A 14,635-nucleotide genomic window follows, 5' to 3' on the forward strand; every position below is an offset into this window, starting at 1 on the left:
CTACGGTCCCAACTCCGGCGCCTCCCGCACCCCGTGGTGGCGCCGCAGGGCGGTGAGCGCGGCGTGGTGGCCGCACATGCCGTGGACGGACGGCCCCGGCGGGGTGGCGGCGGAGCAGAGGTAGACGCCGGGCAGCGGGGTCTCGTACGGGTTCCAGCGGGCCACCGGCCGGGCCAGGGACTGACGGAGGGTGAGGGCGCCCGCGCCGATGTCGCCGCCGACGTAGTTGGGGTTGTACTCCTCGTACTGCCGCGCCGACAGGCCGCGCGAGGCGACGATCGTGTCGCTGAAGCCGGGCGCGTACTCCTCGATGCGGCGGCGGATCAGGTCGACCGGGTCGCGCGGGTCCCCGTGCGGGACGTGGGCGTAGGCCCAGACCGGTCGCCTGCCGCCGGCCTCGCGGGTGGGGTCGGTCACGGCCGGGTCGACGACGAGCACGAACGGGTCCTCGACCGGGAGGCCCGCGGCCGTCGCCGTCTCCTGGCGGACGATGTCGGCCCGGGTGCCGCCGAGGTGGACGGTGCCGGCCCGGCCCACGAGCGGGTTCGTCCAGGGGATCGGGCCGTCGGTGAGGAAGTCCGCCTTCGCCGCCCCCGGCCCGTACCGGTAGCGGCGCAGCGACCGCCGGTAGCGCTCGGGGAGCCGGGGGCCGGCCATGGCGAGGAACTCCTTGGGGCCGACGTCGAGCAGCACGAGCGGGACGTCGCCGAGTTCGGCGAGGTCGCGGATGCGCTGCCCGGTGTGGAAGACGCCGCCGTGGGCGGTGATGTCGGCGGCGAGGGCGTCGGCGATGCGGACGCTGCCGCCCTCCGGGAGGGGCCAGCCGGTGCTGTGCGCGGTGTGGGCGAGCAGGAGCGCCACGGCGGCCGAGGTGACCGAGGGCAGCCTGCCGACGGCGTGCGCGGCGACGCCGGTCAGGAGCGCCCGGGCGGGTTCGGTGCGGAGGAGCCCGAAGGGCGTGAGCCGGGTCGCGAGCGACAGTACTCGCGCCCCGAGGAGCAGCGGCGCGAGGAGGTCGCCCGGCACGCTGCGCTGGTCCGAGAGGAGCAGGTCGACGACGGCGGGGGAGCGGTCGGCGAGCGGCCCGAGGAGCTGCATCCAGCGGCGGCCGTCCGGGCCGAGGTGGGCGGCGGTGCGGCTCAGGCTGCGCCAGGCCGCGGCGGCCCGCCCGCCGGGCAGCGGGTGGGCGTAGGGGATGTCGGGCTGGAGCAGCCGGACGCCGCGGGCGGGCAGGTCGAAGCGGCGGAAGAACGCGGAGGCGGCGGCCATGGGGTGGACGGCCGCGCACACGTCGTGCCGCACGTCGCTGTCGAACAGCGGCGTGGTGCGCAGCCCGCCGCCGATGGTGTCGGCCGCCTCGAAGAGGGCGACGCGCAGCCCGGCCCGGGCCAGGGTGACGCCGGCGGCGAGGCCGTTGGGCCCGGTGCCGACGACGGCGGCGTCGGGTGTCACGCGCCCACCTCGCTGCGCTCGTTCGCCCGGCCCGGCTCGTCGCGTCCGCTCATGCGGCGACCCCCTGGTGTTCGGCGAGGCGCCGGTACAGGCCGCTCTCCTCGCTGAGGTCGGCGTGGGTGCCGACGGCCTGCACCCGGCCCCGGTCGAGCACGATGATCCGGTCCGCCTGGGAGATGGTGGAGAAGCGGTGGGCGATGGCGACGACGGCGCGGCTGCGGGCGATGGCGGCGATGCTGTCCCGCAGCGCGGCCTCCGACGCGCCGTCGAGGCTCGCGGTGGCCTCGTCGAGGAGCACGATCCGGGGTTTCTGCAGCAGGGTGCGGGCGATGGCCAGGCGCTGGCGCTCGCCGCCGGACAGGCCGGCACCGCGTTCGCCGAGTTCGGTGTCGAGGCCGTCCGGCAGGGCGGCGACGACGTCGGTGAGGTGGGCCATCCGCAGGGCCTCGGCGATGTCCGCGTCGGTGGCGCCGGGGGCCGCGTAGGTGAGGTTCTCGCGGACGGTGCCGCGCAGCAGGGTGTGTTCCTGGTCGACGTAGCCGACGAGGGAGCGCAGCTGGTCGAGCGGCATGCGGGCGGTGTCGGTGCGGCCGATGCGGATGGTGCCGGCGGACGGTTCGTGGAGCCGTTCGGCGAGCTGGAACAGGGTGCTCTTGCCCGCGCCGGACGGGCCGACGACGGCGGTGAGGCCGCGTTCGGGGACGGTCAGCGACACCTGGTGGAGGACGGGGGTGTCGTTGCCGGGGTAGGCGAAGGACACCTCGTCGAAGACGAGGCCGTGCCCGTCGACGGCGGCGTGGGCGGGCGGTCCGGCGTCCTCCTGCTCGATCGCCCCGAGCTCGGAGAGGCGGTCGAGGGAGGCCCGGCCCTGCTGGAACTGGGCGATCGACATGAAGAGCATCACCAGCGGTGCGACGAGGTAGAACAGGTACATCATGAACGACGTCAGGTCGGCGGGCGCCATGTCGCCGGTGGCGACGCGGGCCATGCCCCACGCGATGACGACGGTCAGGGCGATCTGGGTGCCGACGTTCATCGCCGGGGTGAGCAGCGCCGACAGGGCGGAGACCCGCACCCCGGAGCGCCGGGCGCGGTCGGCGAGGCCGCCGAGGTGTTCGGTCTCCCGCTCCTCGGCGCGGGAGGCCTTGACGGTCGGCAGGGCGCCGAGGACGCGCATCAGGGCGGAGCCGTAGACGCCGGTGTCCTCCCGGTTCGCCACCGCCACGAGCCGCACCCGGCGGGCCAGCAGCAGCGAGACGGCGCTGGCCGTGCCGAGGCAGGCGAGGGTGGTGGCGAGCAGCAGCGGGTCGATCCAGGCCATCATCGCGACGCCGCCGGCGACCATGAACGCGCTGGTGACGATCTGGGCCAGCGCCTGCGTCATGCAGACCCGGGCCAGCGAGGTGTCGGTGACCATCCGGGTGAAGACGTCGCCCTGGTCCCAGCGGTCGTAGGAGCGCAGGCGGGAGCGGAGCAGCCGGGCGGCGAGGGTGTGTCGGATGTCGTACACGACGTCCTCGCCGGCCCGGCCGATCGCGTACGCGTGGGTCGCGGCGAGCACGGCGTCGGCGGTGAACAGGGCGGCGGCGAGCAGGATCGGCCCGGTCAGGGGGCGGTCGGCGGCGAAGGCCTCGATCATCCCGCCGATGACGAGCGGCTGGGCCAGCGTCGCCGCCGCGCCGGCGAGGCCGAGGACGATGCCGGTGAGCAGCAGCGCGCGGTGCCGCCGGGCGATCTGCCAGGGGTTCATGACGCTTCCCCGCCCCCGGACGGCGCGCCGCCGCCGGGCCCGCTCCCGCCCTCGGCCACCACGTCACCGCCGTCGGGCCCGCTCCCGGTCCCGGCCTTGACGTACGTGCAGACGAACATCGGCGAGCGCTCCGCGTACGGCTCGCCGTCCCAGCCCGCCAGGCGGCTCTCGGGCACCAGCCCGGCCGCCCGCGCGTACGCGTCGACCTCGTCCGGCGTGGTGAGCCGGGACAGCTCGGTGCCGACGCGCGTGCTGCCGTCGGCCTCGTACCAGATGTGGGAGCAGTGCCACAGGTCGTTCTCGGGCAGCAGCGTCGAGTGCGTCTGCAGGCCGGTGCCGCGCTCCGGGTACGGGGTGAAGTAGGTGGCGTGGCTGCGCCCTTCGTGCAGGGCGTGGATGGCGGGCCGGTTGTGGGTCTCGACGACGAGCCGGCCGCCGGGGGCCAGCAGGTCGGCGGCGCGGCGGACGGCGAGCTGCTGCTCCTCGGGGGAGAGCAGCATCGACAGCGTGCCGCAGACGCAGTAGACGAGCCCGGCGGTGCGGTCGGCGCGGTAGGTGCGGATGTCGCCGTGGACGGGCTCGACGTCGGTGCGGCCGGCCAGGGCCGCGCGCAGGCCGTCGAGCATCTCGGGGGAGGAGTCGACGCCGGTGACCGGGCCGACGAGCCCGGCGAGCGGCAGGGCGATCCGGCCGGTGCCGACGCCGAACTCGACGGTGCCGGCGGCCGGGGCGGGGTGGAGCGCGGCGAGGTGCCCGGCGGTGCGGGCCGCGGAGTCGTCCTTGGGGAAGAGCCGGTCGTACCAGCCCTTGAACTCCAGCCCGTAGCCGATGTCGTGGACGAGCTGCGCGGCGCTCACTTGGACCTCCCCTTCAGCACCCCGTAGGCGATGGCGCCGGCGATCACGGCACCGATGGCGACGACGATGTACGCGGCCATGGTCAGCTCCTCACTGCGGTGGTGGCGGGCCGGGCGGCGAGCGGGCGCCGCGCGTCGGCCGGGTCGAGCGGGGTGTACGGGGAGACGAAGACCATCTCGGGGTCCTGCGTCCTGTCGTATCCGGTGGCGCGGGCCAGCGCGAACTGGAAGCCCCGGACGTCGGCCGCGTCGCCGCGCTCGTGGATGGTGGCGCGCAGGTGCTCGGTGAGGGTCCGGTAGGCCGAGGTGCGGGTGACGACGGCGAAGCCCTTGTCGATGACGTGCAGGATCTCGCTGCAGATGTCGAAGACGGCCTTCTCCGGGCGACGGGTGGGGAACCAGGCGATCTGCCAGGGCTTGCGGCCCTCGATCACGTCGAGGCCCTCCCACGGGGAGGTGGTGCCGTCGGCGCCGAGGGTTCGGTAGAGGAAGTGGTAGTCGTGCATGGCCGGGGTGGGTGCGAAGAACCGCCAGTTCGGCAGGAGCGAGAAGGTGTCCTTCAGCTGGAGCCGGTTGAACGCGGGGTGCGGGTGCTGGGTGGCGAGGGTGCCGAGCAGCATCGCCGCCCCGGCGATACGCCACGCGGCGCCCTTCCCCGTGAACACGCTGCGCACGTCGGGACGGGGCGTCACTTGGCGGCCTCCTGGTCGGCAGGGTTCGCGGGGTGGGCGGACCGGACTTCCGCGACACCGTCGAGGAACGCGGTGATGAGGTCGGTCGCCCGGTGCGCGAAGCGGCTCTGGGTGAGCACGGTGTCGTGCCCGGCGCCCTCGATGACGGTCACCTCGGTGTGCGCGCCGCCCCGGTGGGCCTCGGCCAGCTCCCGGTGCATCAGCAGCTGGTCGGGGTCGCGGTCGACGGTCTGCTGGGCCGAGACGACCAGCGCGTGCGCGCCCTCGACGGGGTCCAGCGGGCCGGAGAAGGCGCGGAACTCGGCCTCCACGGCCTCCCATTCGCGCCGCCCGGCCTCCCACATCCTCGCGTCGGCGTACTGCGCGAACGCCTTCTTGCGGTACGCGACCGGCAGTCCCTCGACCCACTCGGGGCGGGCCATCAGGACGCCGGTGCCGAGGCGCAGGTACCAGGCCATCTGGGCGAGCGAGGTGCGCAGCTGACCGGCCGACTCGCTCTGCTGCCTGGAGCGGTTGAGCTCGTCGGGGTGCGAGGAGTCGAGGTAGACGACGGCGTGCAGGCGCTCGCCGAGTTGCGCGGCGGCGCGGCGGGCGAGCTCGCCGCCGAGCGAGTGGCCGACCAGGACCACCTTGCGGTCCGGCTCGACCGCGAGGCGGACGAGGTCGACGAGGTCGTCGACGGACTCCGCCAGCCGGAAGCGCGCGGCGGAGCGGTGGCGGCTGCCGGCGTACCCGGCGCGGGCGTAGGTGACGACGCCGTAGCCGGTCTCCTTCGCGAGGCGCTCGGTGATCCAGGTGAAGTGCTCGCTGGTGGAGACCATGCCGGCGGCGAACACCAGGACGGGTTCCTCGGCGCGGCCGTGCGAGAGCACCTCGTACTGCAGCTCGTTGCCGTGCCGGGTGGTCAGCATGCGGGAGGTGTGCCAGCCCTCGGTGGTGCGCAGGCGGCGCTGGACGGCGGTGCCGGCGGCGATCGCGCCCGCGCCGGCGAGCAGCAGGAGCGCGGCCGGCAGCGCCCGGTCGTCGCGTCCGGCGACGGCGGGGTGGTCCTTCGGGGCGGAGGTGTAGGCCACCATCGGGTGCATCGCGGTGAAGGCGGTGACGAACCGGCCGAGGCCCATGAAGTACCCGTTGGCCAGGTGGAACGCGGCGGCGCTCGCGATGACCGGCCGGGCCAGGCGGCCCTTGCAGGCGTAGGCGAGCGGGAACAGGCACTCCAGCGCGAGCACGCCGTGCGTGAGGTACCGGGCGGCCTTCGGGTGCTGCCGGGTCCAGCGGAACATGCCCTCGTGGCCGTACGTGCGGGTGCGCATGACGCCGCCGAGCGCAGAGGCGTCGCGCCAGGGCTCGCCGAGCAGCTTGACCCAGCCGGAGACGAGGTACGAGAGGTTGGCCTGGAGCGCGACGTACCAGAGCAGCGCGTCCCTGGCCTGCGGGGACCGCACGAGCCGGGCCGCCCCGGTGGCGGTCTGCACGAGGATCGCGACCTGGTCGGAACCGTCGGTACCGTAGCGGTGGCGCGGGTAGAGCAGCGCGGACGTGGAGCCGAGGAAGAGGCTCCCGGCGCCCCGCCAGCGGGAGTTGCCGGGCAGCAGCATGCCAGTGGCGACGGCGGCGCGCGCGACGTGCAGCACGGTGGTGGTCCGCGGGCCGCTCACGGCGTTCAGCAACCGCCGCACCAGCGGGGTGGATTCGGCCTGGACGTCCTTGACGATGGCCCAGTCGTTGAGCCCGCCCCGGCGGATCTGCCGCCGCTGCGCGAGGTACTCCAGGGAGGACGTCAGCGTGGTGGCGGCGGCCAGCCGTTCGGACAGGCCGAGGGCGCGGTCCCGGCCCACCGGGGCCGGGGCGAACACCGCCGAGGCGATCTTCCGGGTCTTCCTGGCGAATTGCACACGTGGCACGTATTTCACGTGGTCCCTTTCACGGCGCCCCGGTGGACGGGGCGCTAGGCTGGCCGTGGGCCTGCCGGGCCAGAACGCACCTCTGGCCCGGCAGGCGTCGTGGAGCGTCCGCCCCGGTCAGGGGGCGGTCGTCATCAGCCCTGGCGGCCGAGTTCGAACGCGCCGATCACGGCGGAGGAAATCGCCACACCGCCGAGAAAAGCACCGGGAGTCGCCAGAACGGGGCTGGCCTCCGGGAAGATGACACCCTCCTCGGGGATTTCCATCGCGTTCACGGCCTCGGTGACGTCGTTCATTTTCGCGTCCTTTCGCAACATGGCTGGGCGGGCGGGGGAAAGGGGGCGGGTCAGCCGACCGCGCGGCCGAGCGCGTAGGCGCCGCCGACCAGGGTCGCGCCGCCGACGAAGGCGCCGACGGCCTTGGCCCCGCCGATGGCGGCGAGCGCGGCGGCCGGCGTCGCGAGGACGGGCAGCGCGTCGCCGTGGGTGTCGGCGGCCTCGATGGTGCCGAGGTCAAGGCCGTTGACGTGGGAAACGATGTCGTTCATGGCATTCCTCTCCCTGGAAGGGATTTCCGGTGGATGATCGGCCGTTCCGCGCTCGGGGCGGCGGAACGGCGCCGAACCGCCGTGCCGTGAATTCCCCCCGGAGCCGCCAGCGGGCGGTCGTTCCGAGACGAACACGTGGTGGCGTGGAAGGATGAAAACACCGCCCGGGAACATCGGGTATGACCTGCGTCACACTCGATTTCGGACGGTGACTTCCCCTCAACTGACGGATGTCACGACGCGCTATGACATCCGTCATGCGAACCCATGACAGTTCTCATCCCGGCAAAGTCGAGTCGCCTGCGAACATGTTGCGCATGACGAATGACGGCAATTCAAACGTGATCGAGGTCACGGACCTGTGGCGCCGCTACGGCCCGCCGGGCCCCGGCGGTTTCGACGCCGTGCGGGGCATCGGCTTCACCGTCGGCCGGGGCGAGCTGTACGCGTTGCTCGGCACCAACGGCGCGGGCAAGACCTCGGCGGTCGAGCTCCTCGAAGGCCTCGCCCGGCCCACCCGGGGCACCGTCACCCTCTTCGGCCGCTTCGACCCCGTCCGCGACCGCAGGCGGGTGCGCCCGCGCACCGGCGTGATGCTCCAACGCGGCGGCTTCCCCACCGATCTGACGGTCGCCGAGACCGTCCGCATGTGGGCCTCCTGCACCACCGACCCGCGCCCGGCCGCCGAGGCCGTCGCCCTCGTGGGCCTGGCCGCGCGCACCGACGTCGCCGTCAAGAACCTCTCCGGTGGTGAAGTCAGGCGCCTGGACCTCGCGTTGGCCACCCTCGGTCGGCCCGACCTGCTCTTCCTCGACGAACCCACCACCGGCATGGACCCGGAGGGCCGCCACGACACCTGGCGGATCATCCGGCGGCTGCGCGCCGAGGGCACCACCATCGTGCTCACCACGCACTACCTCGAAGAGGCCGAGCAACTCGCCGACCGGCTGGCCGTCATGCATGCGGGGAGGATCGCCGCGACCGGCACGATCTCCGACATCGTCGCCGAGCACCCCTCCACCCTCGCCTTCCGCCTGCCCGCCGGCCTGACCCCCGCCGACCTGCCGCACCCCGCCGACCTGCGGGCCAGCGTCGCCACCGCCCCTGCCGGCCCCGCCGGCCGCGTCGAGCTCGCCACCGACGACCTCCAGCACACCACCACCGAAGTGCTGCTCTGGGCCCGCGCCAAGGGCGTCGCCCTCCACCAACTCGACGCCCGCTCGGCCTCGTTGGAGGAGGCCTTCCTGCGGATCGCCCGGCGCCGCGCAGACGGCCCGGGAGCGGACGACACGGGAACGGACGGCACGGGAACGGAGCAGGCCGCGTGAACCGCACCCACCTCGCCGCGCTCTCCCGGGTCGAGCTCACCCTCTTCCTGCGCAGCAAGAGCAACCTGTTCAACGTCCTCGTCATCCCGGTGCTGATCGTCATGGGCACCACGACGGTCATGCGGCAGTTCGACCTCAAGGGCGCCGGCCTCGCCATGGGCCACGTGATGGTCTCCACCACCGCCGGGATCGTCCTGATCATGGCCCTGTACGCGCCGCTGATCGGCGTCTACGTCCTGCGGCGCGAGGAGTACGTCCTCAAGCGGCAGCGCACCGGCGAGATCGGCGACCTCGTCATCCTGGCGAGCCCGGCCGTCCCGATGGCGATCGCCGCCGTCCTGCAGTTCACCGCGATCGCCGCCGCCGTCGCCCTCATCGCGGGCCTCGGCGCCCCGGCCGCCCCGCACCTCGTCGCCGTCGGCGTCCTGCTCGGCACCGTGCTGATCGCCGCCGCCGCCGCGCTCAGCACCGCCTTCGCCCGCACCGCGGAGAGCGCCCAGGGCGTCAGCACCGTCGGCTTCATGCTGCTGCTCGTCACCTCCGGCACCGTCGTCCCGCTGGAGGTACTGCCCGGGCCGTTCGCGGACGTCCTGCGCTTCTTCCCCCTCACCCCCGTGATCGAACTGGTCCGCTCAGGCTGGACCGGCGAGGGCGCCGGGATGGTTGACTCGGTGGTCAGGGGCGCGACGCTGCTGGCCTGGACGGCGCTCGCCGCCTGGGGCGCGCTGCGCCGCTTCCGGTGGGAGCCGCGCGCCTGAACCCGCGGCCGGCACTCGACGGGCCGAACGGAGAGGAACGGAGGATGACCGACGTGCGGACGACCACGCACTACCGCACCGACGTCGCGAAGGCGACGGTCCAGACGCGGTGGATGCTGTGCTCGATGCCGTGGCTGCTGCTCGCCGCGCTGCTGTGGCCGCTGCTCGCCAGGCTCGGCGAGGCGGGGGCGCCGGCCGTCGTCGGGTGGGGCATCGCGACCCTCACCGCGGTGCAGGGCATCGGCGCGACCACGGCGATCGCGCACAGCGTCGGGCGGACGGCCCGGCCCCGGGCGCTGCTCGGCGCGATGGCCGCCGTGACGGTGCTCGAACTCGGCCTGTTGCCGTACGCGTACGGCACCGGGCACCTCGACGGCACGCGCGTCCTGGTCATCGCCGCCATCGCGATCGTGATCCCGCCGGCCTTCGCGCTCTCCCCGCTGCTCGGCCAGGCCCGCTACCTCGTCGTGGCGCTGGTCGGCTCGGTCGCGGCGGCCGTGGTCGTCTGGTCCTTCGACCGGGCCGCCGGCCCGGCGGTCCTGGCGTTCACCGTCGCGACCTGGACGGTCATCGGCGGGCTGATGCGCTCGTCGCTGTGGTTCCTCTCGGTGCTGTGGCAGCTCGACGCGGCGCGCGAGACCCAGGCCCGGCTCATGGTGGCCGAGGAGCGGCTGCGCTTCGCCAGGGACCTCCACGACATCATCGGGCGCAACCTCTCGGTGATCGCCCTCAAGTCCGAGCTCGTCCAGCGGCTCACCGAGCACCCGAAGGCGCAGGCCGAGCTGACGGAGGTGCAGAAGCTCACCCGCAGCCTGCACCAGGAGATCCGCGAGGTGGTCAAGGGCTACCGCACCACCGACCTGACCACCGAACTGGAGGGCGCGCGCTCGGTGCTGGAGGCCGCGGGCATCACCTGCCGGATCGAGCGCGACGGGGCCCCCGAGCTGGGCCAGGACGCGCAGACCGCCCTCGGCTGGGTCGTCCGCGAGGGCATCACCAACGTCCTGCACCACTCCCACGCCCGCACCTGCACCATCGCGCTCGCCCGCGCCGCCGACGGCGCCGCCGAACTGACCATCACCAACGACGGCGGCGGCCACCGCCCGGCGTCGGGCGGCGGCAGCGGCCTGGCCGGCCTCGGCGAGCGCCTCGCCCCGCTCGGCGGCTCCCTGGAGCACGGCCCGGGCGCCGACCGCACCTACCGCCTGCACGTGCTCCTCCCGCCGACCGAATCGCCGACCGAACCGCCGACCGAACCGCCGACCGAACCGCCGACCGATCGAGGCCACCGATGATCCGCGTCCTGCTCGCCGACGACGAACACCTCATCCGCGGCGCGTTCGCCGCCCTGCTCGCCTTCGAGGACGACATCGAGATCGTCGCCGAGGCCTCCACCGGCCCGGAGGCCACCGCCATGGCCCTGCACCACCGGCCCGACGTCGCCGTCCTCGACCTCCAGATGCCCGGGCGCGACGGCGTCACGGTGGCGCGCGAGCTCGCCCAGGCCCTGCCGGACTGCCGGACGATGATCGTCACCAGCCACGGCCTCCCGGGCCACCTCAAGCGCGCCCTCGCCTGCGGCGTCACGGGGTTCGTCTCCAAGACCGTCTCCGCCCAGGAGCTCGCGAGCATCATCCGCACCGTCCACGGCGGCCACCGCTACATCGACCCGATCCTCGCCGCGGACGCCATCAGCGCGGGCGCCTCGCCACTGAGCGCCCGCGAGGCCGACATCCTGTCCCTCGCCGCCGACGGCGCCCCCATCCTGGAGATCGCCGAACGCGCCGCCCTCGCCCCGGGAACCGTCCGCAACTACCTCTCCTCCGTCACCACCAAGCTCGGCGTGGAGAACCGCCACGCGGCCGCCCAGCTCGCCCGCCAACGCGGCTGGATCTGATCACGCCGAACCGGGGGCGGAGCGGCTGCGGCGTTTACCGATCGTCAACAACCTTTCCCTACGGTGGGTCGACGGGGCCGCCGGCCGGCAGCCCCCGGCACGCTTCCTACCAGGGGGATTCCACTGTCCAGGATCATCACCGCCGCCGTACCGGCGCACGGCCACGTCGGCCCGCTGCTCGCCATCTCCGCCGACCTCGCCGCCCGTGGCCACGAGGTGGTGTTCCTCGGCGGAGGCCGGTTCGCGGGGGCGGCGGAGCGGGCCGGGGTGCGCTTCGTGGCGCTGCCCGCCGAGGCGGACTTCGACGACCGGGACCTCGACGCCCGCTTCCCCGGGCGCTCCGAGCTGCCGGCCGGGCCCGCGCGGATCGCCTTCGACGTCAAGCACGTCTTCACCGACCCCGTCCCGGCGCAGTACCGCGCGCTTGAGGAGTTGCTGGCCGACTTCCCGGCGGACGCGGTGGTCGTGGACGCGTTCTTCCAGGGCGCGCTCGCACTGGCGCTGAGCCGGCCCCGGTCGCAGCGGCCCGCCGTGGTGGGGGTCGGGGTGGCCCCGCCGATGTTCCAGAGCGTCGACACCGCGCCGTTCGGCCTCGCCCTGCCGCCCCTGCCGGGCGAGGAGGGCCGGGCGCGCAACCGGGCCATGTACGAGGAGGTGAACCGGCGCGGCGAGCCGCTCCAGCGGTACGCCGAGCAGGTGTTCGCCGGCCTCGGGATCACCCTGCCGGACGGGCCGCGCGCCAACGCCCTCGTGACGGTGCCGGACCACTTCCTCCAGCTCACGGTGCCCGGCTTCGAGTACCCGCGCAGCGACGCCCCGGAGACCTTCCGGATGATCGGCGCGCTGCCGCCGGCCGTCGGCGCCGATCACCGCCTGCCCGCCTGGTGGCGGGAGCTGGACGGCGGCCGCCCGGTGGTCGTGGTGACCCAGGGCACCCTCGCCAACGACGATCTCACCGAGCTCGTCGCGCCCACCGTGACGGCCCTGGCGGACCGCGACGTGCTGGTGATCGCCGCAACCGCGCGCCCCGACGGCCCGGCCGCGCTCACCGAACTGCTGGGCGGACTGCCCGGCAACGTCCGGGCCGCCGCCTACGTGCCGTTCGACCTGCTGCTGCCGCACGCCGACGTGCTGGTGAGCAACGGCGGCTACGGCGGCGTCCACACCGCGCTGCGCCACGGCGTGCCGCTGGTGGTCGGCGGCGCGAGCGAGGACAAGCCCGAGGTGGCGGCCCGGGTGCAGTGGTCGGGCGCGGGGCTCGACCTGCGCACCGGGCGTCCGGAGGCCGCGGACGTCGCGAAGGCCGTCGACGAGGTGCTGGCCGACGGCCGGTTCCGCGAGCGGGCCCGCGCGCTGGCCGCGGAGCTCGCGGAGTACCGGCCGTTCGACGCCGTGGCCGAGCTGGTGGAGTCGCTGGGCTGAGTCGGACCGTACGTCAGCGCCGGGCCGGGCGGCGGCTCACTGGTCGTCGCCGTCCGCGTCCGGTCCGGCGGCCGGCGCGCCGCCCTTGCCGATGCCGAGCTTGGCCTCGGCGGTGGTCCAGTCGGCGGCGATGGCCTGCTGGACGGCGGCGAGGGTGGCCTGGCCCTTGCAGAGCGCGGTGTGCAGGTGCGTCTCGACGGTGTCCTTGGGGTTGTTCGGCCCCTTGCCCGGGACGTGGTCGGGGGACGGCGGCTGGATCCACAGGTTGCGCGGGTCGTTCGGGTCGCCGCCGAGCTGCAGACTGATCAGGTGGTCGTACTCGGCGTCGCCCATCGGGCCGGTGTAGCCGTAGGACTTGGCGTTCTCGGCCTTCTCCTTGCCGGTGATGTTCGCCGGCGGGCGGATCCCCGAGGTGTAGCCGCCTGGCTTGCAGACGGTGTCGTTGAGGTTGGCCTGGGTGACCGCCGGGCTGGTCGCGCCCGGGGTGCAGTTCGGGTCCGGCAGGGGCTGCTTGTCCGCGGTGTAGTGGTACTTGCAGGTGCCGGCGGCGGGCTGGGCCTGCACGTCGTACGAGGGCTTGGGGCCGACGCCGACGGGGATCGCGTGCGTGCCGGCCGCGTCGCCGGCCGCCGGGGCCGAGCCCTTGGCCGCCGCGCTGGTGGGGGCGGGCTTGGCGGTGTGTCCGGTGTTGGACGAGCAGCCTGCGGCCGCGGCGAGCAGGACGGCCGCGGCTATGGCCAGGGCACCGCGAGCGGGAGCCGGCACGAGTTCCTCCAGATGGGTGTGCGTGAGCTGCGGGCCGGCGGGCTGCCGGGTACCGCGCCAGCGGACACTACCGTGTCAAAGGGGCCGAAGGGGTGACGCCACGTCGGGCACGGGAGGCCGTGGCCCGGCGCGCGGAATCGTTCCGCCGCGTCGGCCGTCCCGAGTGCCGTCCCGCAGGCCGTTCCGGGTGACCGCCAGGGGTCTGACGTCGGGCGGAGTAACCGAGCAGGGCGGGGCCCGCCGAGCATGCGTAGCTTCGTCACCGAGCGACTGTTCATCGGCGTTCGCCCGAGTTGGCCCCCGCTCACCGCTCTCCGGCCCTCTCCGGCCTCCCCTGGCCCCCTCTGAACCCCTCTGACCCCCGACCGGAGTCACCCCCTATGCGGATCCCCGCCCTCCTCGCCGCAGCCGCCCTGCTGCCGCTCTCCCTGACCGCCGCGCAGGCTGCCCAGGCCGCCGCCGGCCCGACTCACCGCTCGACGTACGCCAAGGACCTGAGCGTCCAGGTCAGCCCGCCGTCCTTCCCGACCGCACCCGGCGCCGTCGGGACGATCCTGGTGACGGTCTGCAACAACGGGTCCGACGCGCCGGCCGACGGGGCGACCCTGGTGGTCAACGGCCCCGCCGATCCGTCGATGCGCCTGTCCACCGACCACGCGGGCCCGGTGGACAGCGGCTGGAACTGGATCCGGTTCACCGTCGCCAAGGGGCTGGCACCGGCCACCTGCGAGACGGAGAAGCTCTACGGCCAGACCCTCGGCACCACCCCCGGCCCGAGGACCTATCCCGGCGGCACCGCCGTGGTCACCTGGGACGCAGACCAGAACCCGAACGACAACTCGACCACCTGGTCCTGGGACACCTCGGCGCCCGTCACCGACGCGGTGCTGGAGATGTGGCGGCCCCCGAAGCCCGCCGCGCCCGGCAACCCGGCCGACTTCGAGGTGCTGGAGCGCAACCTCGGCCCGTCCACCGACTACCCGTGGCGCGGCCGGCTGATCGCCCAGCTTCCGCCCGGCTCCAAGTGGCTCGACAGCGCGCCGAGTTACAACAAGTGCGCGATCTCGACCGACGGCACCACGGCCACCTGCGACGACATCGTCGGCAACACGTGGTCCCAGTACAACCGCGGCTTCGCGCTCCAGGTCGACCCGGCCGCGAGCCCCGGCACGAGCATCGCCGCGACGCTCACCTACGAGGCCCCGGCCAACCCGGACCCGCACACCTTCGTGCTGACGGTGCTCGTCCCGGTGTGCTGAGCCCG

14 protein-coding genes are annotated in these 14,635 nt (G+C 74.3%); 6 read left to right on the forward strand and 8 right to left on the reverse strand.

The genetic code is table 11. From position 1 onward, the window contains the following. From AB0C76_RS04330 to AB0C76_RS04360, 7 genes are all read right to left on the reverse strand, one after another. Window positions 1-1,452 (reverse strand): NAD(P)/FAD-dependent oxidoreductase, encoded by a 1,452-nt coding sequence (locus AB0C76_RS04330; protein WP_359959447.1) that lies wholly within the window; start codon window positions 1,450-1,452, stop codon window positions 1-3. Between the two features lie 49 nt (window positions 1,453-1,501). Then, a complete protein-coding gene (locus AB0C76_RS04335; protein WP_359959450.1) occupies window positions 1,502-3,202 on the reverse strand; it encodes an ABC transporter ATP-binding protein in 1,701 nt (566 codons plus the stop codon). Next, entirely contained in the window at window positions 3,199-4,059 is an 861-nt protein-coding gene (locus tag AB0C76_RS04340) for a class I SAM-dependent methyltransferase (RefSeq protein ID WP_359959453.1), read from the reverse strand. The genes AB0C76_RS04335 and AB0C76_RS04340 overlap by 4 nt, the downstream gene beginning before the upstream one ends. A gap of 82 nt (window positions 4,060-4,141) precedes the next feature. Beyond that, window positions 4,142-4,750: a hypothetical protein gene (locus AB0C76_RS04345; RefSeq protein ID WP_359959455.1), complete on the reverse strand. Its 609-nt coding sequence runs from the start codon at window positions 4,748-4,750 to the stop codon at window positions 4,142-4,144. After that, entirely contained in the window at window positions 4,747-6,654 is a 1,908-nt protein-coding gene (locus tag AB0C76_RS04350; protein ID WP_359959458.1) for an alpha/beta fold hydrolase, read from the reverse strand. The genes AB0C76_RS04345 and AB0C76_RS04350 overlap by 4 nt, the downstream gene beginning before the upstream one ends. A gap of 134 nt (window positions 6,655-6,788) precedes the next feature. Beyond that, a complete protein-coding gene (locus tag AB0C76_RS04355; RefSeq protein WP_359959461.1) occupies window positions 6,789-6,950 on the reverse strand; it encodes a hypothetical protein in 162 nt (53 codons plus the stop codon). A 50-nt stretch (window positions 6,951-7,000) separates the two neighbouring features. Further along, window positions 7,001-7,201, reverse strand: a complete 201-nt coding sequence (locus AB0C76_RS04360; protein WP_359959463.1) for a hypothetical protein — start codon at window positions 7,199-7,201, stop codon at window positions 7,001-7,003. Between the two features lie 317 nt (window positions 7,202-7,518). Between AB0C76_RS04360 and AB0C76_RS04365 the strand changes: the two genes are divergently transcribed. From AB0C76_RS04365 to AB0C76_RS04385, 5 genes are all read left to right on the forward strand, one after another. After that, on the forward strand, window positions 7,519-8,529 hold the full coding sequence (locus AB0C76_RS04365; RefSeq protein ID WP_359959466.1) for an ABC transporter ATP-binding protein: 1,011 nt from the start codon (window positions 7,519-7,521) through the stop codon (window positions 8,527-8,529). Continuing rightward, complete coding sequence (locus tag AB0C76_RS04370) at window positions 8,526-9,287, forward strand: ABC transporter permease (protein WP_359959469.1); 762 nt, start codon at window positions 8,526-8,528, stop codon at window positions 9,285-9,287. The genes AB0C76_RS04365 and AB0C76_RS04370 overlap by 4 nt, the downstream gene beginning before the upstream one ends. Before the next feature lie 44 nt (window positions 9,288-9,331). Further along, complete coding sequence (locus AB0C76_RS04375) at window positions 9,332-10,582, forward strand: histidine kinase (RefSeq protein ID WP_359959472.1); 1,251 nt, start codon at window positions 9,332-9,334, stop codon at window positions 10,580-10,582. Further along, entirely contained in the window at window positions 10,579-11,184 is a 606-nt protein-coding gene (locus tag AB0C76_RS04380; protein WP_359959475.1) for a response regulator transcription factor, read from the forward strand. Before AB0C76_RS04375 ends, AB0C76_RS04380 begins: the two co-directional genes overlap by 4 nt. Window positions 11,185-11,247: 63 nt before the next feature. After that, window positions 11,248-12,606, forward strand: a complete 1,359-nt coding sequence (locus AB0C76_RS04385; RefSeq protein ID WP_359959478.1) for a nucleotide disphospho-sugar-binding domain-containing protein — start codon at window positions 11,248-11,250, stop codon at window positions 12,604-12,606. 36 nt (window positions 12,607-12,642) lie between these two features. On the opposite strand, the gene AB0C76_RS04390 is transcribed toward AB0C76_RS04385, so the two are convergent. Then, complete coding sequence (locus tag AB0C76_RS04390; RefSeq protein ID WP_359959481.1) at window positions 12,643-13,371, reverse strand: hypothetical protein; 729 nt, start codon at window positions 13,369-13,371, stop codon at window positions 12,643-12,645. 380 nt (window positions 13,372-13,751) lie between these two features. On the opposite strand from AB0C76_RS04390, the gene AB0C76_RS04395 reads away from it, so the two are divergent. Next, window positions 13,752-14,630, forward strand: coding sequence for a hypothetical protein (locus AB0C76_RS04395; RefSeq protein ID WP_359959484.1), 879 nt, complete (start codon window positions 13,752-13,754; stop codon window positions 14,628-14,630). Window positions 14,631-14,635: the final 5 nt, after the last annotated feature.

The organism is Kitasatospora sp. NPDC048722 (assembly GCF_040650235.1).
Classification (GTDB): Bacteria; Actinomycetota; Actinomycetes; order Streptomycetales; family Streptomycetaceae; genus Kitasatospora.

What these genes read in the sequence shown, in the direction of transcription:
- AB0C76_RS04365 (WP_359959466.1), top strand. Translation starts at nt 7,519, where the DNA reads ATGACGAATGACGGCAATTCAAACGTGATCGAGGTCACGGACCTGTGG.
- AB0C76_RS04355 (WP_359959461.1), bottom strand. Translation starts at nt 6,950, where the DNA reads ATGAACGACGTCACCGAGGCCGTGAACGCGATGGAAATCCCCGAGGAG.
- AB0C76_RS04380 (WP_359959475.1), top strand. Translation starts at nt 10,579, where the DNA reads ATGATCCGCGTCCTGCTCGCCGACGACGAACACCTCATCCGCGGCGCG.
- AB0C76_RS04360 (WP_359959463.1), bottom strand. Translation starts at nt 7,201, where the DNA reads ATGAACGACATCGTTTCCCACGTCAACGGCCTTGACCTCGGCACCATC.
- AB0C76_RS04335 (WP_359959450.1), bottom strand. Translation starts at nt 3,202, where the DNA reads ATGAACCCCTGGCAGATCGCCCGGCGGCACCGCGCGCTGCTGCTCACC.
- AB0C76_RS04395 (WP_359959484.1), top strand. Translation starts at nt 13,752, where the DNA reads ATGCGGATCCCCGCCCTCCTCGCCGCAGCCGCCCTGCTGCCGCTCTCC.
- AB0C76_RS04375 (WP_359959472.1), top strand. Translation starts at nt 9,332, where the DNA reads ATGACCGACGTGCGGACGACCACGCACTACCGCACCGACGTCGCGAAG.